This window comes from Streptomyces sp. NBC_00536 (assembly GCF_036346295.1).
In the GTDB taxonomy this organism is placed as follows: Bacteria; Actinomycetota; Actinomycetes; order Streptomycetales; family Streptomycetaceae; genus Streptomyces.
The window spans coordinates 4,714,457-4,732,713 of sequence record NZ_CP107819.1 but is presented as its reverse complement, the minus strand read 5'-3'; the positions used below and the strand labels follow the sequence as shown (position 1 = coordinate 4,732,713).

Here is an 18,257-nt window from a genome sequence, read left to right as displayed (position 1 = left end):
CACTTGCCAGGGGTGGGAGCGGCCCAGCCCGGTCCCGGGTGCGGCCCAGCCGCGCCCTCCGGGCGGACAGGCGACAGACGACAAGCGCGCGGGCAGATCGCTACGCAGTTGCGCTCAGAGAGGCGTCTGCGGGCCGCTTGGGGCTGGCGGGCGGTGCGGGAAGGCCGAAAGCTCGGCCAGATGAGCATGGAGCCGGGTCAAGCGACTCTCGACACTCAACACCACTCCAAAGCGCCCTTTTTGTGGCACTTTGGACCCTTCATCTTGGGGCGGGCGGCCGCCAGACCCCTCTCCACTTCGGCCTGACGGAAGTCCCAGCCCAAAACAGCCCGCAGACGCCTCTCTGAGCGCAACTGTGTAGCGATCTGCCCGCGTGCTTGTCGTCTGTCGTCTGTTGTCTGTCCGCCCGGAGGGCGCGGCTTGGCCGCACCCGGCCGCTGGCCCACCCGCCCGGAATCCCGGGAAGTGGACCAGGTCCCCCCTGCCTTCCCCCGGGGGCCGCCCGACAGTTCTTGGCTTTTCGTGACGGGGCGCGCTGTCAAGGGTGGCCGAAGGCCATCGCGAAGCGACGCGACGAAGGAGCGCCCTTGACAGCGTGACCCGGCACGAAGAGACAGTTGAACTGACGGGCAGCCCCCGGACGATCCCCGACCCCGGACGCACAACGCGACGGCTCACGCGGCGCAGCCGCGCCCCGGGGTCAGGCTACTTCGGGCACTTGACGAGGCCCTTGGCGATGCCGCCGACCGCGCCGATGAGCATTCCGCCGGCTGCTGCCTCGGGACCGCCCAAGAGGCCCCTGAGGGCTCCCTTGGCGATGCCGGTGCCGATCTCCGTGGCCATGCACTTGTCGTGGGCGTCGCTGCTCGCGGAAGCGGGCGCGGCCTGGAAGGACGCCGCCGTCAACAGTTGGGCCGTCTTGTTCGCGGCGGCCGGGGAGGTGGCGGCGGTGGTGCCCAGGGAGAAGGTCGGGGGCGAGATGGTGCCGGTGACCGTGTCGCCGGTGACGCCTTCGATGGTCTGGGTGACGGTGGTGCCGTTGACCGCGAGGGCGACCTTGTGGGCCGTACCGTTCGTGTCCGTGACGGTGCCGGGCCGTACGGTGGCGACGGTGGCGCCGTCCGCGTCACTGACCTGGACGCCGTCCGGCACGGCCGTCAGCTTCGCTCCTGCCGGGAGCTCGTCCACGGTGCCCGAAGCGGTCTTCGCCAGGGCGGCGGGCTGCACGTCCGGGCTGGTGGTGCCGCTGCCCGGCGGGTTGGCGCTGGTGTGGGCGACGTACATCGTCGAGCCGGCCATCGAGTTGATGACGGGGACGGTGACGGTGGCGTCGGTGGTCCACGGCTGGTTGTCGGTGTTGAAGGTCCAGGTGCCGGTGACCTTCTTGCCGACGGCCGCGAAGTCGACCCAGGCGTAACTCTTGGCGGGGACGTCGACCGCTATCCCGTTGATCGTCGACTCGTCCGAGGTGTACGTCTGCGTCGCGGTCAGCTCGTTGCTGATCATGGCCTGGATCGGGGTCGTGACGCCGACCGAAGTCGACAGTCCCACCGAGAAGGACTGGGCCCAGCCGGAGTGGTAGATCGTGGTGAAGATCTGCTTCATGGTGGCGCTGGTGTCGTTGTACCAGACCGACGAGGCGGGCTGGCGGGGCAGAACCTCGGGCTGGCCCTCGGACTTCTGCGTCCAGGAGCAGGTGGAGGTCTTCTTGGAACACAGGTCCGCGTAGTAGTCGAGGGCGAGGCTCTTCGCCTCGGCGGCCTTCGACGCGGGGACCGTCCACTCCTGGCTCGCGCTGCCGTTGCAGGCGTTGGGCTGGGCGAGGATCCCCCACAGGTGGAGGCCGCCCCGGTTGTCCATGCACCACTCGGTGCCGCTGGAGTCGTCGCGGCGGACGATCCCGAACGCGTTGGGCTTGCCGTCGACGGGGCGGAAATGCCACTGCTCGCCGTCCTTGCCGCAGGACTGCTGCTGGGCGGGCTGGGACGCGTAGATGCACTTTCCGGACGAGGTGCTGGCGATGTTGAACTGGCCGGGGGCACCGAGCTTGATCAGGCGCCAGCTCGTGTAATTGGTGCCGTCGGGGGTGACGGAGATCTGGTTTCCGTCGTTGTTGCCCGTCGCGTTGAGGGTGCCGTCCCCGTTGGCGAAGGTGTACGCGTCGGCCGCGGCGGCGGACGCGGACGTGGCGGCGGCTGCCGGGGTCGCGGCGAGGGCGAGAGCCGGGGTGATGACAGCGAGGGCGAGGGCGGGAGCCGTCAAGAGTTTCGCGGCACGCCTGAAATGGGGATTCATGGCAACCTTCGGTTGGGGGCACCTTCCGTCCTCAGTCACGCATGCGCGTGCCGCGCCGCTAACCCGGAACGATCCGGAGTGACACCCCCTGAGCGCGGCCTAAGCGGGCTGGTCCGAGAAGCCCGCGGTCACCAGTTCCACGACGCGCTTTCGCTGGGCCTGGCCCGGGGCGTCGGCCTTGGGGTTGAGGGCGTAGACGATGTGGCGGTTCAGGTCCCGGGTGGCGAACATGCCGTCGGTCCAGGCGGCGCCCGTGGAGACCATGGAGCCCGTCTTGCCCCAGACCGTGACGCCGTTCGGCAGGTCGACCTTCATCAGGCCGCCCGCGCTGTAGCAGGCGGCGGGGGTGAGGCAGTTGTTCGTCTTGGCGCCCGGGACGGCCGGGACCTCGAAGAGGGCCGCCTGCTGGGCCGGGGGCAGCAGGCGGCCGCGCAGCAGGGCCGTCTGGAAGCCGTCGAGGTCCGCGGCGGTGGAGACGAGGCCGCCTTCGGACCAGAAGTAGGCCACCTTCGGGTCGGTGGACAGGGCCGTGTCGCGCAGGCCCAGGGGGCGCAGCACGCGGCGCTGCAGTTCGTGCTCGTAGGTGTGGCCGGTGGTGCGCTCGATGAGGAAGCCGAGGACGAAGGCGTTCAGGCCGTTGTACTGCTGCTCCACGCCCGGGTTGGGGGTGTGGGTGTCGGCCGCGAAGGAGGCGGTGACCAGGGCGCGGGGATCGCCGGGCGCCTGGACGGCCATCGGGAAGTCGCTGGTGTGGTTGAGGAGTTGGCGGACGGTGACGGCCGAGTAGGCGGCGGGGATCAGGTCCGGGAGGTGGCGGCGTACGGGGTCGTCGAGCCCGATGCGGTGTTCGGCGACGAGCTGGAGGACCACGGCGCCCGTGAAGATCTTGCTGACGCTCCCGATGGGGAAGCGCGCGTCGGCGGCGACCTGTCCGCCCGTCCCGGTCCACGGCGTGTGCAGGCCCGCGCCCGCCACCCGGACGAGCCCGCCTTCGGTGGTGCCGTCCGGGAGCACGGTCAGGATGTTCCGGACGGCGGTGGGGTCGTAGGCGGCCTGGGCCTCGTACGAGGTCGCGGGCGCGGGGGCGGCCATCGCCGCCGGGACCCCCGCCCCGGCGGTGACGGCGGCCAGGGCGAGGCCGGTGACGGCGAGGCGGCGGATCCTGCGCATGAGGTGCTCCCGGAGAGGCAGAGGTGGGGACGGCGTGGCGTTGTTCTTCCTTCTACGTCGCCAACTCTGCTGGTCAGGGCGCATCTTGCCCATGGGGGATCACCCTGGCGGAACCCTGACCCCCGACCCTCTCCCCCTCCGGGTCACGCGTCGAGGCTGACCGGCATCAGGAGGGAGAAGGTGTCCTCGGTGGCGGGGCGCAGGAGGACGAGGGGGGCCTTGGGGCCGACGTACTCCAGGAGCAGCTCGTCGGCGGCGAGGGCCTCCAGGAGGAAGGCCGGGTTGACCCCGACCCGCTCCCCCACCGGGGCGAGGTCGTCCTCCGCCGCCACGGTCACCGTGTCCGCCGTCAGGAGCAGGGTGCACACGTCCTCGGCGGCCTCGGCCTGGTCGGTCAGCGCCCGGCGCAGGGCCGGGACGTCGAGGGGGACGCGGCGGCCCTCGGGGAGCCGGGTCAGGCGGCGGTAGTCGGGGAAGTCCTCGCCGAGGCCCCGGCCCGCGACCTCGCGGCCCTGGGTCTCCAGCTCCACCCGGCCGCCCGTCACGGTGAGCCGGGCCGGGGCGGAGCCGTCGGTCAGGAGGGCGCGCATCGCGTCGACGAGCGGGGAGGGCACGGTCACCTGGACGCGTGCGCCGTCGTGGCCGGTGGTGGAGGTGCGGGCGACAGCCATGCGGTAGCGGTCGGTGGCCACGACGTGCAGGTCCTGGCCCTCGATGTCGAAGTGGACCCCGCCGAGCACCGGCAGCTCGGGGTCCTTCCCGGCGGCGAACCGGACGGCGTCGAGGGCGGCGGCGAGTTCCGTGGCGGGCACGGTCAGGCGTGCGGCGGTGGCGGGAGTGGCCGTGGTGGCGGCCGTCGTGGTGGTCATCGTGGTGTTCCCCTCGGGTTCGAGTAGCGCTCGTATCGCGGAGAACTCCAGACGCGCGTCGGCCAGGCCGCTTTCGAGGCGGCGCAGATGACCGTCCAGCAGCCCCCGCACCAGGCCGGTATCCCTGCCGGTGTCCGTGCCGGACCAGCCCGCGAGCACCAGCCGGATGTCCGCCAGGGGCATCCCGGCCCGGCGCAGCCGGGTCAGGACGCGGGCCTCGCCGAGCTGCTCGGGGCCGTACCAGCGGTATCCGGTCGCCGGGTCGACCCGGGCGGGCATCAGGACGCCCGACCGGTCGTAGAACCGCAGGGCGCTGACGCCCAAACCGCTGTCCCGGGCCAGCTCACCGATGCTGCGCATGCCGTGCGTGCCGTGCGTGTCGTTCTCCACGTCCACGACTGTGCGACCTCCACCAGGTCGAGGGTCAAACGGATGAAACGAATCAAGGGAAAAATCGGAGGTCGGACCACCGCCCCGCCTCCAGACTGTGCCCCATGACGATGACGATTCTGCACACCAGCGGTCCGGACGCCGAGCTGGAGGGCCGCCTCGGCGAGGAGTTGAGGGCCTTCAACACGCGGGCGACCGCGGGGCACGAGCGCGGCGGGTTCACGGTCAAGGTCACCGCCCCGGACGGGGTCCTGGTGGGCGGTCTGACGGCGTGGACCTGGGGCGACTGCGCCGGGGTCGAGCTGCTGTGGGTGGACGACGCGTTCCGCCAGGAGGGCTGGGGCGGCAAGCTCCTCGCCGCCGCCGAGGCGGAGGCGGGCCGGCGGGGGTGTCGCACGGTCACCGTGTCGACGTACAGCTTCCAGGCCCCCGGCTTCTACGCCGCTCACGGCTACCGCGAGACCGCCCGGGTCCCGGGGGTCCCGGGCGGCCACGAGGACATCTACTTCATCAAGTTCATCGAGTTCATCGAGCCGCTGACAGACTGACCGGCGGACTCGCTCAGCTGCCGACCTTGGGGGTCTTCGGGAGGCCGGTCTGCAGGGCGCTGCCCGAGCCGGCCAGGGAGCTGTCGGTGGCGTGGGCGGAGGTCTTGGCGACTCCGGCGGCCACTCCGACGGCGGTCTTCGCGTCGTTGACGGCCCCGCTCGGGTTGTCGACGATCTCGCCGACGCGGGCGGTGATCGGCGGGCCCTGCGGCGTCGTCTGGTCGGCGGCCTGGGCGAGCCCCGGGGTGAGGGCGATGGCGGCGCCGCCGGAGAGGACCAGGGCGGCGAGGGTGCGCTTCATGGCGTTCATGTACGGCCCAACGACACCGGCGCCCCTGGGGTCACCCCGGGGCGCCGCGTCGTTGACCGGCCGACCCGTCCGTCGGCCACCCCGGGCTCAGTCGTTGAGCCCCGTCAAGACCACACGATCGACTGGATCTCGCTGTAGGCGTGCAGCGCGTACGAGCCCACGTCCCGCCCCACACCACTCCGCTTGAACCCGCCGAACGGCGCCTCCATGTTGCGCCCGATCGTGTTCACGCCCACCCCGCCCGCGCGCATCCGCCGCGCCACCCGGAAGGCGCGCGCCGCGTCCCCGGACCACACGTAGTGCAGCAGGCCGAAGTCGCTGTCGTTGGCGAGCGCGATCCCTTCCTCCTCGTCGTCGAAGGGGACCACCACGACCACCGGGCCGAAGATCTCCTCCCGGACCACCCGCATGTCGTTCGTGCAGTCCACGAGCAGCGTGGGGGCGACGTAGAAGCCCTTGCCCGCCGGGCCCACCACCGGGCGCTCGCCGCCGTACGCGACCCGCGCGCCCTCCTTGCGGCCCAGCTCGACGTACGACTCCACCCGGTCCCGGTGCGCCGCGGAGATCACCGGGCCGACCACCGTGCCGCGCGCGCCCGGATCGCCGACCTTCATGAACCCCAGGTAGCCCGTCAGCTTCTCCACCAGCTGGTCGTGGATGCCGCGCTGGGCGATCACCCGGGTCGGGGCCGTGCAGATCTGGCCGCTGTAGAAGGAGAAGGTCGTCCCGATCCCCCGCACCGCCGCGTCGAGGTCCGCGTCGTCGAAGACGACCGCCGCGCCCTTGCCGCCCAGCTCCATCAGCTGCCGCTTCATGGTCCGGCCGCAGACCTCGGCGATCTTCTGCCCGACGCCCGTCGAGCCGGTGAAGGACACCATGTCCACGTCCGGCGCGTCCACGGCCGCCTCGCCGACCTCCACCGAGGCGCCGTTGACCACGTTCACCACCCCGGGCGGGGCGCCCGCCTCCTGGAGCGCCGCCGCCATCCGGAACACCGACAGCGGGTCCTGCGGGGCGGGCTTGACCACGACCGTGTTGCCCATCGCCAGCGCGGGGGCCACCTTGCCCGCCGGGTTGGCCCACGGGTTGTTGTAGGAGGTGATGCAGGTGACCACGCCGACGGGCTGGCGGATCTCCAGTGCGCCCAGGACGCTGGCCGCGCCCATCGGCCCGGCCTCGGTGACCTGCGGGGGCAGGCCCCGTTCGACCGGTTCCAGGGCGCCCTTCGCGTACCGCCGGAAGCGGGCCACCCCGACCCCGACCTGCATGCCGCGGGCGATGCCGGTGGGGGCGCCGGTCTCCGCCTGGGCCAGGCGCGCCCACGGCTCGTACTCCCGCTGCATGATGTCCGCGGCCCGGTCCAGGATCGCGGCCCGCTCCTCCGGCTTCGTACGGGACCAGCTCGCGAAGGCGTCGCGGGCCGCGGCGGCGGCCTCGTACACCTGCTGCCGCGAGGCCTCGGGGGCCAGGCCGACCACCGATTCGTCCGCCGGGTTGATCACCTCGTAGTGGCCGCCCGCGGGCGCCACCCACTCGCCGTTGATCAGCAGCTGTTGCGGATGATCCTGCTGCGGCTGATCCCCTTCACGTGCCTCGCTCAACGCGTGCTCACCGTCCTCGTGTCCCGGCCCGACCGGAGCACGATCCCCGGAACGGCACCCGTCACCTCGTCGTCGCGGATCGTCTCCACCCCGTTGACCCGGACGGACACGATGCCGATCGCCCGCGAGTCCAGCCGCGGGCTGTCGCCCGGCAGGTCGTGCACCAGCGTCGCGGGCCCGGCCTCGATCCGCTCCGGGTCGAAGAGCACCAGGTCCGCGTGCCAGCCCTCGGCGATCCGGCCCCGCTCGCGCAGCCCGAACAGCTGCGCCGGGTCGTCGGTCAGCATCCGTACCGCCTGCTCCAGCGGCACCAGCTTGCGTCCGCGCAGACAGTCCCCGAGGAACCGGGTCGTGTACGGCGCCCCGCACATCCGGTCCAGGTGCGCGCCCGCGTCCGACCCGCCCAGCATCACGTCCTCGTGCTGCCAGGTCTCCTGGCGCAGCGCCCAGCTCGCCGGGTCGTTGTCGGTGGGCATCGGCCACAGCACGGTGCGCAGGCCGTCGGCCGCGCAGATCTCCACCAGGCAGTGGAAGGGGTCCTGGCCGCGTTCGGCCGCGATGTCGTTGACGACGCGGCCCGAGAGCCCGTCGTTCTCCTTGGTGTAGGTGTCACCGATGACATAGCGCCCGAAGTCCGCGAGGCGCCGGAAGACCCCGGCCTCCTTGCTGTCGGCGCGGCGCAGCATCTCGGCCCGTACGTCCGCGTCGCGCAGCTTCGCGATCCGCTCGGGCACGGGCAGGCCGAGGACCTCGCCCCAGCCGGGGATCAGGTTCAGCGCGCAGAAGGTGCCGAGCGACATGTTCATCGGGGTCAGGATCGGCATGGTGAGCGCGACGATCCTGCCTCCGGCCTTACGGGCCCGCTCACTCGGTATGAGCTGGCGCGGCACCCGCTCCGGGACGGCGGCGTCGATGGTCAGCACGTTCCAGTTCAGGGGGCGCCCGGCGGCCGCGCTCATCTCGACGAAGAGGTCGATCTCTTCGTCCGCGAACTGGTCCAGGCAGCCCGCGACGATCGCCTCCAGCTGGGTGCCCTCGTGTTCGGCGACCGCCCGGGAGAGGGCGAGCAGTTCGGCGGGCTTCGCGTGCCGGGAGGCGACGGGGGCGCCCGCGCCGTCGGAGTGGGTGGCGGACTGCGTGGTGGACAGGCCCCAGGCGCCCGCGTTCATCGCGTCGTGGAACAGTTCCAGCATCTGTTCCATCTGCTCGGGCGTGGGCTGGCCGCCGACCGCGTCCTCGCCCATGACGTGACGGCGCAGGGCGCAGTGGCCGACCATGAAGCCCGCGTTGACGGCGATCCGGCCGTCGAGGGCGTCGAGGTACTCGCCGAAGCCGGACCAGGTCCAGTCGACGCCCTCCTCCAGGGCCTTGAGGGCCATGCCCTCGACCTTGCTCATCATCCGGCGCGTGTAGTCGGCGTCCTCGGGGCGGTCCGGGTTCAGGGGGGCCAGGGTGAAGCCGCAGTTGCCGCCCGCGACGGTGGTGACGCCGTGGTTCATGGAGGGGGTCGCGTACGGGTCCCAGAAGAGCTGGGCGTCGTAGTGCGTGTGCGGGTCGATGAAGCCGGGGGTCAGGACGAGGCCGTGCGCTTCCTCCGCGGTCCGGGCGGGCTCGGTGACGGTGCCGGGGGCCGCGATGACCGCGATCCGGCCGTCGCGTATCCCGATGTCCGCCGCGCGGGCGGGGGCGCCCGTACCGTCCACGACGGTGGCGCCCCTGATCAGGTGGTCGAGCATGACGTCCCTTCTGCTGGTGTTCGCCTGCGGCCCGTGTCCTGGGGCTCCGCCCCAGACCCCGCGCCTCAAACGCCGGCGAGGCTGGATTTGCCCCCGGGCGAGGCTGGATTGCGCGGAGCGCAATTTCAGCCCCGCCGGCGTTTGAGGCGCGGGGGTTCGGGGGCGGAGCCCCCGACAGCGGCGCCGCACCCGCACCCCCGCCCGAGCCACCGCTAAACGGCGTCGCGGAAGCGTGTCGTCCGGTGCACCGGGTCCGTGTCGATCTGCGGGATGACGTGCTCCCCGATGAGCTTGACCGTGTTCATGGTGTCCTCGTACGACACCCCGGTCGGCAGGCCGAAGGACAGCTGGTCGGCGCCCGCCTGCTCCCAGCGCTTGCACTGCTGGAGCACCTCGGACGGGTCGCCGCAGATCAGCAGCTCCTCGGCGATCAGCAGCTCGATGATCTCCGCGTTGTACTCGGGGAGGATCTCGGGCCACTGCGGGATCGCCTCGGGCCGCGGGAAGGTGTCGTGGTAGCGGAAGACCAGCGACTGGAAGCGGTTCATGTTCGCGTTGACGGCGATCTCGACGGCCTTGTCGTGGGTCTCGGCGCAGATCGCGGTCGAGGTGACCATGACGTTGTCGTTGACGAAGGCGCCGATGGCCTTCGCCTCCTGGATGGCCGTCTTGTACTGGTCGAGGACCCAGCTCATGTCCGAGACCTTCTGGACGCTGAAGCCGAGGACTCCGAGGCCCTTCTTGGCGGCCATGGCGTACGAGGACGGGGACCCGGCGGCGTACCACATGGCCGGGTGGGCCTTGCCGTACGGCTTGGGGAAGATCTTCCGCGGCGGCAGCGACCAGTGCTTGCCCTGGAACCCCTCGTACTCCTCCTGGAGGAACATCTTGGGGAATTCCGCGATGGTCTCCTCCCAGATCTCCTTGGTGCCGTTCATGTCCTCGATGCCGGGGAGGAAGCCGAGGATCTCGTGGCTGCCCGCGCCGCGGCCGGTGCCGAACTCGAAGCGGCCCTTGGAGAGGTGGTCGAGCATGGCGACCTTCTCGGCCACCTTGACCGGGTGGTTCACCGGGGCGAGCGGGTTGAAGATGCCGGAGCCGAGGTGGATGCGCTCGGTGGCGTGGGCGAGGTACCCGAGGAAGACCTCGTTCGCCGAGAGGTGCGAGTACTCCTCCAGGAAGTGGTGCTCGGAGGCCCAGGCGTACTTGAAGCCGGACTTGTCGGCCTGGATGACGTACTCGGTCTCCTCGATCAGCGCCTTGTGCTCCGCCTCGGGGTCGACCTTGGAACGCGCCTCAGCAACGTATCCCTGCACAAAGAGCCCGAATTCCAAGGGGTTCACCGTCCTTAGGTTTCTGACGTTGCGTCAGATTTGATGGGCTTGACTGTTCCACCGCGTGCGGGAGCCGTCAATACCTGACGCCCCATCAGATACCTGCGCGCGGGGGCCGGGTCAGAGGATGCTGACGCCCGCCATCCAGCCGCCGTCGATCACGAAGGGCTGGCCGGTGATGTACGAGGAGTCCTCGCTGGTCAGGAACAGGGCCAGGCGCGCGATCTCGTCCGGGCGGCCCACCCGCCCCATCGGCACGACCCGCTTGTACAGGTCCGCCATCGCGTCCCGGGCCTCGTCCGTCATCCCCGCCGGGTCCAGCAGCCCGGGGTTGGCCATGGGGGTGTCCACGGCGCCCGGGCACATCGCGTTGACCCGGATGTTCTTCGCCGCCAGCTCCAGCGCGGCCACCCGCGTCAGGCCGAGGATCGCCGCCTTGGTGGCCGCGTAGGCGCCCACGTAGGCCATGCCCGTCAGGCCCGTGTAGGACGAGGTGTTGACGATGGTGCCGCCGCCCGCCGCCTCGATCTCGGGGGCCACCGCCTTGATGCCGAGGAAGGCCCCGATCTGGTTGACCTGGATGATCTGCTGGAACTCCTCCAGCGGGGTGCTCACCAGCTCGTTGAAACGCAGGATGCCCGCGTTGTTGACCAGGCCGTTGACCTCGCCGAAGGCCTCCTTCGCGGCGGCCACGGCAGCCGCCCAGTCCTCCTCCCGGCTCACGTCCATCCGTACGTAACGGGCCCGCTCCTCGCCGATCTCCTTGGCGACCGCGGCGCCCTGCTCGTCCAGTACGTCACCCAGCAGCACCTTCGCCCCCTCGGCGGCGAAGAGCCTGGCCTCCTGCTCGCCCTGGCCGCGCGCCGCACCCGTGATGATGACGACGCGCCCGTCCAGCTTGCCCATACCCGTGGCTCCTAGTCGTTGAGGAGGGGGCCGACCTCGACCCCGAAAGCACTGATCTGGTCGATGAGTTCGGCCCGGTCGCGGCTGCGGAAGCGCACCTGGATCTGGTCCATGCCGAGCGCCTTGTACTCCCGCAGGGACTCGGCGAGGGCCTCCGCCTTGCCGGTGAGGGTGCGCCGGCCGGTGTCCCAGCCGGGCTCGCCGACGTACAGTGCCTCGGTGATCGCCCCCATCTCGATCGGCTCCGTGATCCCGGCGGCCGCGCGCAGCTCGCGGATGCGGGCCACCTGGGCCGGGAGCTTCTCCCGCGGATCGCCCTGCGGGAGCCAGCCGTCGCCGCGCACGGCCGCCCGGCGCACGGCGGCGGGCGAGGACCCGCCGATCCACACCGGGATCCGCTCCTGGGCGGGGCGCGGCAGCTGTCCCAGGTCCTTGAACGCGAAGGTCTCCCCCTCGAACTCCGGGTACTCCTCGGGCCCGAGGGCCGCCCGCAGCGCGTCGAGGGTCTCGTCGAGCAGCGGTCCGCGGCGGGCGAAGTCCACGCCGAGGGCCTCGAACTCCTCCTGTACGTGCCCGGCGCCGACGCCGAGGACCAGCCGGCCCCCGGAGAGGTGGTCGAGGGTCGCGTACTGCTTCGCGCTGACCAGCGGGTGGCGCAGGCCGACGATCGCGACGTGGCTGAGCAGCCGTACGTGCTCGGTGACCGCCGCCAGGAAGGACAGGGTGGCGACCGGGTCGTACCAGACGGTGCTCATGGGCCCGGCCATGCGCCGGGGGATGGCCACGTGGTCGCACGAGGCGAGGTACGCGAACCCCGCCCGGTCCGCGGCCCGCGCGACCGCGGCGAGATCGGCGGCCCCGGCCGACGCCTCCCAGGGTTCGGCGTAGATGGTGCTCTGCGACTGGACCGGGAGCTGCATCCCGTAGACCAGCCGACCTTCCGGAAACACGCGCGCCATGCCGTCCCCGCCTCGCCTTCGTCGTGGTCGTCGCCTACTACCTGACGTTCCGTCACGAAACCATCGGGCTCATCGTCGTAGCTGACGCACCGTCAGGCAATAGGCGTGACCGCGGCGTTCGAGGCCGGTCCGCGCACACGAAGACCATCCCCTCGGCTCGAATGCCCATGCGATCATCGAATCCGGACGCACAACGGGAGGGAATGCCATGGGGTGGGACCTCAACGTGTCACAGACCGACTTGCGCGCCTCGGCGGGAGCCGTCGACACCTTGGTGACGGATCTGCGGCCGGACCTCAAGAAGGCCTTGACCGACCTGACCGAGGCCGGAGCATCCTTCGCCGCGTGGACCGCCGGGGCCCGGATGACGGGAGCGAGCCAGGGCTGGGGCAACGCCCTCGGAACCCTTCAGGACACCTTCGCGAGCCACGCCGAAGGCCTGCGGTTGCTGGCCGACGGACACGACGCCCTGGAGCACGACGTCATATCCAAGTTCCGGGGCTGGTGAGCGACCGCGATGCCGGAACTCTTCGCACAGCTCATGCGGCAGGACTTCGCCGAGATCGAAGCGGCCACCGCCTCCTGGAAGAAGCTCGCCAAGACCCTGGACGACACCCAGGCCGGCAGCCGCAGACGAGTGAGCGGGCCGCTCCACAAGGCGGGCTGGACAGGAGCGGCCGCGACCAACGGCTTCGAAGCGATGGAGGCCACCGAGACCAAACTCGGTACCGGTCAGCGCAACGCGCTCCTGATCTCCGTCGTCCTGCACACCCTCACCACCAAAATGCAGGCGGCCCAGCGCAAGCTGCGCAATGCCGTGTCCGACGCCGAACGGGCCGGGCACACGGTCCGTGACGACGGCTGGGTCGAAGCCAAGCAGGCGGTGGATCCCGCCTACCACAACGACCCCGACTACCAAGGCGTGCAGCAGCAGGCCAACAGCGGCCTGGGCGGCTTCCGGGCCCGTATCGACGAGGCGGTCGGCGAGGCGGTCAGCGTCAGCTCCAACGCCGCCGAGACGCTCCGCCAGCTCGACCCCTTCGACCTCGACAAGCGCTACGGCGGCGAGAACGTGCAGAAGGACGCGGCGACGGTCGCCGCGTTCGCCGGGATCGATCCCAAGGACATCCCGGACGGCAAGGACCCGCAACGCTCGAAGGACTGGTGGGCGGGGCTGGACGACGAGAAGCGGGGTTTCTACCTCGCGGCCTACCCCGACGCCATCGGCGCCCTGGACGGCCTGCCCACTCCCGTCCGCGACCACGCCAACCGGGACGTCCTGGACCAGCGCCTGAACGACTACGCGCTGCGGGAGAGCAGCCTCGGCTACCACGACCGTTACGGCTACCGGGGCCTGACCGCACTCAAGGACCGCCTGGAGACATCCGACAGCGGACCCGCCAACAAGCAGCTGTACCTCCTCGGCTTCGGCACGGAGAAGGACGGCCGTGCCATCGTCGCCCTGGGCAACCCGGACACGGCCCGGCACACGGCCGTGCTGGTTCCGGGCACGGACACCCAGCTGGACAAGTTCGGCGGTCAGATCAACCGCATCGGCAAGCTCCAGGACGCGGCCGCAACCTGGAGCTCGGGCGCGGGAAGCGATGTGTCCGTGATCAGCTGGATGGACTACGACGCACCCGAGCCCGACGGCAGCGTGGCCACGACGGCCAGGGCGGACGCGGGAGCCGAAGACCTGCGCGACTTCACACACGGCCTGCGTGCGGCCCACCAGGGAGAACCCACCCACCTCACCGTCGTCGGACACAGCTACGGCTCGACCATGACGGGCGCCGCCGACGCCGGCGGGGCGGGGCTCGGAGCGGACGATGTCCTGGTGGTCGGCAGCCCCGGCCTCACGGTGGAACACGCGGACCAGTTGCACGTCGCCCCCTCACACCTGTGGGTGGGCGCAGCCAAGGACGACATGATCGCCAACTACACCTCCGGACTCACCCTCGGCGAGGATCCGAAGGAGCCCGGGTTCGGCGCGCAGCGGATGTTCGTGGACACGTCCGGGCACAGCGGGTACTGGGACGAAGGCAGCAAGAGCCTGAACAATCAGGGCCGCATCATCGCAGGCATGACGCCCGAAGGGCCCCGCTCATGAACCGACGGAAGAACGCTGCGGTCGCGCTGGCGCTCGTACTGCTCCTGGGAGGCTGCATGTCCGACAACGGAATCAACGACCCCCTGCCCCGCATGAGCAGGGAGAAGGCCGAGGAGTGGGGCAAGCACTGGGTGGAGTCCATGGTGCGCACCACGAAGGGCGATACCCTCCCGGGCACGCTGCAGGCACACTTCGGCGAATGCACCGGCAAGGGCAGCGAGACGGCCGAGGACGGCCGGTTCACCCTGCAGTACAACGGGCGCGCCCGACTTCCACGGGAGAGGCAGGCCGAAGCCGTCCGGGCGCTGCGGGACGAGCTCAAGTCCCAGGGCTTCGATATCGTCGGCTACCGGGAGGACACGACCGTGCGTCCCGCGTACCTGGTGGACGCCCAGCACCCGAAGGACCGGCAGTTCGTCAGCGCCGGGGACCTGGACAACGGCACCTTCACCTACGTGGTCAACACACCCTGCCTCCTCCCTCCCGGCGTCAAGCAGCAGCAATTCTGACCCTGATCTCCCGAGGAGACCTGCGTGGAGCTGTTCCTGACCCTGGTCAGCGGGATCGCCTGGACCGTCGTCTACGCCGAGGCCATCCGGCTGGGGCTGCGGCAGCGGACGTACGCGATGCCCGTGGCCGCGCTCGCGCTCAACTTCGCGTGGGAGACGACCTACGCCGTGAACGAGTTCCGGGGCGGGGTTTCCCCGCAGGGCGTCGTCAATGTGGTGTGGGCGCTCGCCGACGTGGTGATCGTCTACACCTTCTTCCGCTTCGGCCGGGCCGAACTGCCCGGCTTCGTCACCCGGCCGCTGTTCGCCGCCTGGGGCGCGCTGGTCTTCGGCAGCGCCTTCGCCGTGCAGTGGCTCTTCCTGGCGCACTTCGGCGCGCACGACGCGTCCCGCTATGCGGCGTTCCTGCAGAACCTGCTGATGTCCGGGCTGTTCATCGCCCTGTTCGCGGGGCGCGGCGGGGCGCGCGGGCAGAGCCTGGTTATCGCCGTCGCGAAATGGCTCGGGACCCTCGCCCCGACCCTGCTCTTCGGGGTGATGGAGGACGCGCCGTTCATCCTCGGACTGGGCCTGCTGTGCGGTGTGTTCGACCTCGCCTACATCGCCCTGCTGGTCCACGGACGGGCACGCGGGACGGGGGCGGACGTCAGAAGCCTGCCGGTCCCATCACGATGACCGGCTTGGCCGCCGGGTCCAGGGTCTCCAGGACCTTGCGCATGCCCGCCTCCGGGATGCCGACGCAGCCCTGCGAGGGGCCGTCGTGGTCCACGTGCAGCCAGATGTTGCCGCCCTTCTTCTCCCCCTCCGGCTTCGTCGGATCCAGCGGGGACACGCCCCGCTCGCGGTTGAAGTCGACCGCGACGACATAGTCGAAGGACCCGGCCAGGGATTCGCCGTTGACGCCCCGGCCCGAGGGCACGAAGGAGCGGTCCTTGTCGTACGGGAGCCGCGTGCCGGGCGGAGCGGGCAGCAGCCCGCCCGCGTCGGTGAGCGAGAAGACGCCCTGCGGCGAGGTCAGATCGCCGTACGTACGCTCCGTGGACCAGCCCTTCGCGCCGTTGCGGGCGGGCCAGCTGCCCAGCGCCGACCAGCGCGCGGCCGCGTCGGCGCGGGTGTAGAGGGCGGCCGTGCCCTCCGAGGAGTCCTTGGACCTGCCGGTCACCAGCACCAGCTGCCGCGCGTCCGCCGGGATCCGGGCCAGGGTCGCCGCGCTGACGTCCGGCAGGCCGCTCGGCGCACCGCGCTCCGCGCCCCGGGCGGCCCGGTCGGCCCGGTCCTTGGCGCCCGTACCGCCCTTGCCGCCCTTACCGCCCTTACCGTCCCCGCCCGCCCGCGCGTGCGCGTCCAGCGCCGCTTCCGCGCGCCGCTCCCGGTCGCCCCGGTCGTGCACGGCGTACGCCCACCCGGCCGAGCAGACCACCAGCCCGAGCGTGGCGGCCACGGCGAGGGAACGGGGCGTACGGGACCGGGGGCGGGAGTGCTTGCTCATGCGCCCGACCGTACACATCCGTCCCGATTTTCCCTTAAATGATCAACCACTGATCACTTTCCGGCGAGGGCCTTACGGCGGGGGTGCCGCCGGGAAGCGGACGCGGATGGTCAGGCCGCCCTCCGGGGCCGGGTTGGCCTCCGCCACCAGTTCCGCGCCGTGCGCCCGGGCGATGGAGGCGACGATCGAGAGACCGAGGCCCGCGCCCTCGCCCGCCGTGTGGCGGCGTTCCGCGCGCCGCCGGAACGGCTCCAGCAGCCGCGCCACGTCACCCGGCGGGATCACCGGGCCGGTGTTCGAGACGGTGAGGATCCCTTCCGAGGATGCCGAGGACGCCGAGGGGGCCGCGGAGGTCGTCAGCTCGATGCGGCCGCCGGGGCGGTTGTGGCGTACCGCGTTGGCCAGCAGGTTGCGGACCAGGTGGCCGAGGAGCAGCCGGTCCCCCGTCACCGGCAGCGGCGCCAGCGTCCGCTCCACCGTCAGGCCGTGCGGCCCGTCCCCCGGGCACTCCGCCAGCTCCGGCAGTTCCGCCAGTTCCGCCGCCGCGAGGGCGGCCAGGTCCACCGTCTCCGTGGCCTCCAGCCCCTCCTCGGACACCGCGAGCAGCAGCAGCGACTCGATGAGGTGCTCGCTGGAGTCCGCGACCCCGATCAGCTTGTCCCGGATCCGCGCCACCTTCCGCGGATCCGGATCCCCCGCCAGCCCGATCTCGGCCGCCGCCCGCTGCACGGCGAGCGGGGTGCGCAGTTCGTGGGCGGCGTTCGCCGCGAACCGCCGCTGCGCGCCGACCAGGTCCTCCATCCGGTCGAGCATCCCGTCGAAGGTGTCGGCGAGCCGCTTCAGCTCGCCGGGGGGCGCGTCCAGCCCGATCCGCTCGTGGAGGTTCGCCCCGGACAGCCGCCGGGCCGTCTCGGTGATCACCCCGACCGGGCGCAGCACCCGCCCCGACATCCACCAGGCCAGCCAGACCGACAGCACGGCGAAGACGGCGAGCGCGACCAGCGACACGGTCAGCAGTTCGTGCAGGGCGGCCTGCTCGGCGGCGCTGCTGAGATCGCGGGTGGCCCGGTACGTCGCCAGTTGTTCCGGGGTCGGGTGCAGCACCTCGCCGGGCACCCGCTGGGCCGGTACGGCGACCCGCTCCCCCTCCCTCAGCACCTGGGTCTGGTTGAGCGCCGGGGCGTAGGTGGTGACGGCCTGGTTGATGCTGCGGAACAGGCCCTTGCGGACGAGCACGTTCAGCAGCGCGACCAGACCGCCGCCCGCGAGCACCAGCAGCGAGCCGTAGAGGGCGGTCAGCCGGGCCCGCTCGCCGCGCGGCAGCAGCCGGGACAGCCCCGCCGGGTGGAACCGGTTCACCGGGCGATCCGGTAGCCCGCGCCCGGCACCGTCTCGATCAGCGGCGGCTCCCCCAGCTTGGCGCGCAGCTTGCTGAGCGTGACCCGTACCGCGTTCGTGCTGTAGCTGGTGTCCTCTTCCCACACCTGCTCGATCAGGTCCTCGTTGCTGATCACCGCCCCCTCCGCCCGCAGCAGCGTCTCCAGCACCGCGAACTCCTTGCGGGACAGTGCCAGCCGGTGCCCGTCGCGGACCGCGCTGCGCCGCGCCGTGTCCAGGGCGATCCCGGCGGCCTCCAGTACGGGCGGCAGCGCGGGCCGGGCGCGCCGGCCCAGCGCCAGGACCCGGGCGAGCAGCTCGTCGTAGGCGAAGGGCTTGGTCAGGTAGTCGTCGGCGCCGAGGCCGAGGCCCTCGACCCGGTCGCGGACCGTGCCGGAGGCGGTGAGCATCAGGATCCGGGTGAGCAGGCGCTCGCGCACCACCTGGCGGCACACCTCGTCGCCGTGCAGCCCGGGCAGGTCGCGGTCCAGGACCAGGACGTCGTACTCGCCCAGGCGCAGCCGCCGCAGGGCCTCCAGGCCGTCGCTCGCCTCGTCCACGGCCAGCGCGTCGCGGCGCAGCCCCTCGGCGATCATCTCCCGGAGGAATTCCTCGTCCTCCACCACCAGAACTCGCATGGTGTCCTCTCTACCG

At 71.6% G+C, this 18,257-nt stretch carries 17 protein-coding genes; 5 read left to right on the top strand and 12 right to left on the bottom strand.

Annotated elements, in window-relative coordinates:
• Window positions 1–705: 705 nt before the first annotated feature.
• The 3 genes from OHS33_RS20870 to OHS33_RS20860 form a co-directional block, all read right to left on the bottom strand.
• Entirely contained in the window at window positions 706–2,262 is a 1,557-nt protein-coding gene (locus OHS33_RS20870; RefSeq protein WP_330331925.1) for a hypothetical protein, read from the bottom strand.
• A 132-nt stretch (window positions 2,263–2,394) separates the two neighbouring features.
• Entirely contained in the window at window positions 2,395–3,465 is a 1,071-nt protein-coding gene (locus OHS33_RS20865; RefSeq protein ID WP_330331924.1) for a serine hydrolase domain-containing protein, read from the bottom strand.
• A gap of 143 nt (window positions 3,466–3,608) precedes the next feature.
• Window positions 3,609–4,694, bottom strand: a complete 1,086-nt coding sequence (locus tag OHS33_RS20860; RefSeq protein WP_330335134.1) for a DNA polymerase III subunit beta family protein — start codon at window positions 4,692–4,694, stop codon at window positions 3,609–3,611.
• 134 nt (window positions 4,695–4,828) lie between these two features.
• On the opposite strand from OHS33_RS20860, the gene OHS33_RS20855 reads away from it, so the two are divergent.
• Entirely contained in the window at window positions 4,829–5,272 is a 444-nt protein-coding gene (locus tag OHS33_RS20855) for a GNAT family N-acetyltransferase (protein ID WP_330331923.1), read from the top strand.
• Between the two features lie 13 nt (window positions 5,273–5,285).
• On the opposite strand, the gene OHS33_RS20850 is transcribed toward OHS33_RS20855, so the two are convergent.
• The 6 genes from OHS33_RS20850 to OHS33_RS20825 form a co-directional block, all read right to left on the bottom strand.
• Window positions 5,286–5,582, bottom strand: coding sequence for a hypothetical protein (locus OHS33_RS20850; protein ID WP_330331922.1), 297 nt, complete (start codon window positions 5,580–5,582; stop codon window positions 5,286–5,288).
• A 104-nt stretch (window positions 5,583–5,686) separates the two neighbouring features.
• Window positions 5,687–7,183 (bottom strand): aldehyde dehydrogenase family protein, encoded by a 1,497-nt coding sequence (locus tag OHS33_RS20845; RefSeq protein ID WP_330331921.1) that lies wholly within the window; start codon window positions 7,181–7,183, stop codon window positions 5,687–5,689.
• Complete coding sequence (locus tag OHS33_RS20840; RefSeq protein WP_330331920.1) at window positions 7,180–8,919, bottom strand: N-acyl-D-amino-acid deacylase family protein; 1,740 nt, start codon at window positions 8,917–8,919, stop codon at window positions 7,180–7,182. The genes OHS33_RS20845 and OHS33_RS20840 overlap by 4 nt, the downstream gene beginning before the upstream one ends.
• Window positions 8,920–9,131: 212 nt before the next feature.
• Window positions 9,132–10,253 (bottom strand): LLM class flavin-dependent oxidoreductase, encoded by a 1,122-nt coding sequence (locus OHS33_RS20835; protein ID WP_330335133.1) that lies wholly within the window; start codon window positions 10,251–10,253, stop codon window positions 9,132–9,134.
• Between the two features lie 120 nt (window positions 10,254–10,373).
• Window positions 10,374–11,159, bottom strand: coding sequence for an SDR family NAD(P)-dependent oxidoreductase (locus OHS33_RS20830; RefSeq protein WP_330331919.1), 786 nt, complete (start codon window positions 11,157–11,159; stop codon window positions 10,374–10,376).
• Between the two features lie 11 nt (window positions 11,160–11,170).
• Window positions 11,171–12,118 carry an LLM class F420-dependent oxidoreductase gene (locus OHS33_RS20825; protein ID WP_330331918.1) on the bottom strand — a complete coding sequence of 316 codons (948 nt, stop codon included), beginning with the start codon at window positions 12,116–12,118 and terminating at the stop codon, window positions 11,171–11,173.
• 226 nt (window positions 12,119–12,344) lie between these two features.
• Between OHS33_RS20825 and OHS33_RS20820 the strand changes: the two genes are divergently transcribed.
• The 4 genes from OHS33_RS20820 to OHS33_RS20805 are packed head-to-tail and all read left to right on the top strand — an operon-like array spanning window position 12,345 to window position 15,412.
• Entirely contained in the window at window positions 12,345–12,626 is a 282-nt protein-coding gene (locus OHS33_RS20820; protein ID WP_330331917.1) for a hypothetical protein, read from the top strand.
• Between the two features lie 9 nt (window positions 12,627–12,635).
• Window positions 12,636–14,228 (top strand): alpha/beta hydrolase, encoded by a 1,593-nt coding sequence (locus OHS33_RS20815; RefSeq protein WP_330331916.1) that lies wholly within the window; start codon window positions 12,636–12,638, stop codon window positions 14,226–14,228.
• Window positions 14,225–14,737 (top strand): hypothetical protein, encoded by a 513-nt coding sequence (locus OHS33_RS20810; RefSeq protein ID WP_330331915.1) that lies wholly within the window; start codon window positions 14,225–14,227, stop codon window positions 14,735–14,737. The genes OHS33_RS20815 and OHS33_RS20810 overlap by 4 nt, the downstream gene beginning before the upstream one ends.
• Before the next feature lie 24 nt (window positions 14,738–14,761).
• The gene (locus OHS33_RS20805; RefSeq protein WP_330331914.1) at window positions 14,762–15,412 is read left to right on the top strand and encodes a transmembrane-type terpene cyclase; all 651 of its coding nucleotides are present in this window, start codon (window positions 14,762–14,764) and stop codon (window positions 15,410–15,412) included.
• Here the strand turns inward: OHS33_RS20805 and OHS33_RS20800 are convergent.
• The 3 genes from OHS33_RS20800 to OHS33_RS20790 all read right to left on the bottom strand — a co-directional run bounded on the left by OHS33_RS20800 (window position 15,384) and on the right by OHS33_RS20790 (window position 18,241).
• Window positions 15,384–16,226, bottom strand: a complete 843-nt coding sequence (locus OHS33_RS20800) for a hypothetical protein (RefSeq protein WP_330331913.1) — start codon at window positions 16,224–16,226, stop codon at window positions 15,384–15,386. The genes OHS33_RS20805 and OHS33_RS20800 overlap by 29 nt on opposite strands.
• A gap of 72 nt (window positions 16,227–16,298) precedes the next feature.
• Window positions 16,299–17,585 (bottom strand): ATP-binding protein, encoded by a 1,287-nt coding sequence (locus tag OHS33_RS20795; protein WP_330331912.1) that lies wholly within the window; start codon window positions 17,583–17,585, stop codon window positions 16,299–16,301.
• Window positions 17,582–18,241, bottom strand: coding sequence for a response regulator transcription factor (locus tag OHS33_RS20790; RefSeq protein ID WP_330331911.1), 660 nt, complete (start codon window positions 18,239–18,241; stop codon window positions 17,582–17,584). The genes OHS33_RS20795 and OHS33_RS20790 overlap by 4 nt, the downstream gene beginning before the upstream one ends.
• Between the last annotated feature and the right edge of the window lie 16 nt (window positions 18,242–18,257).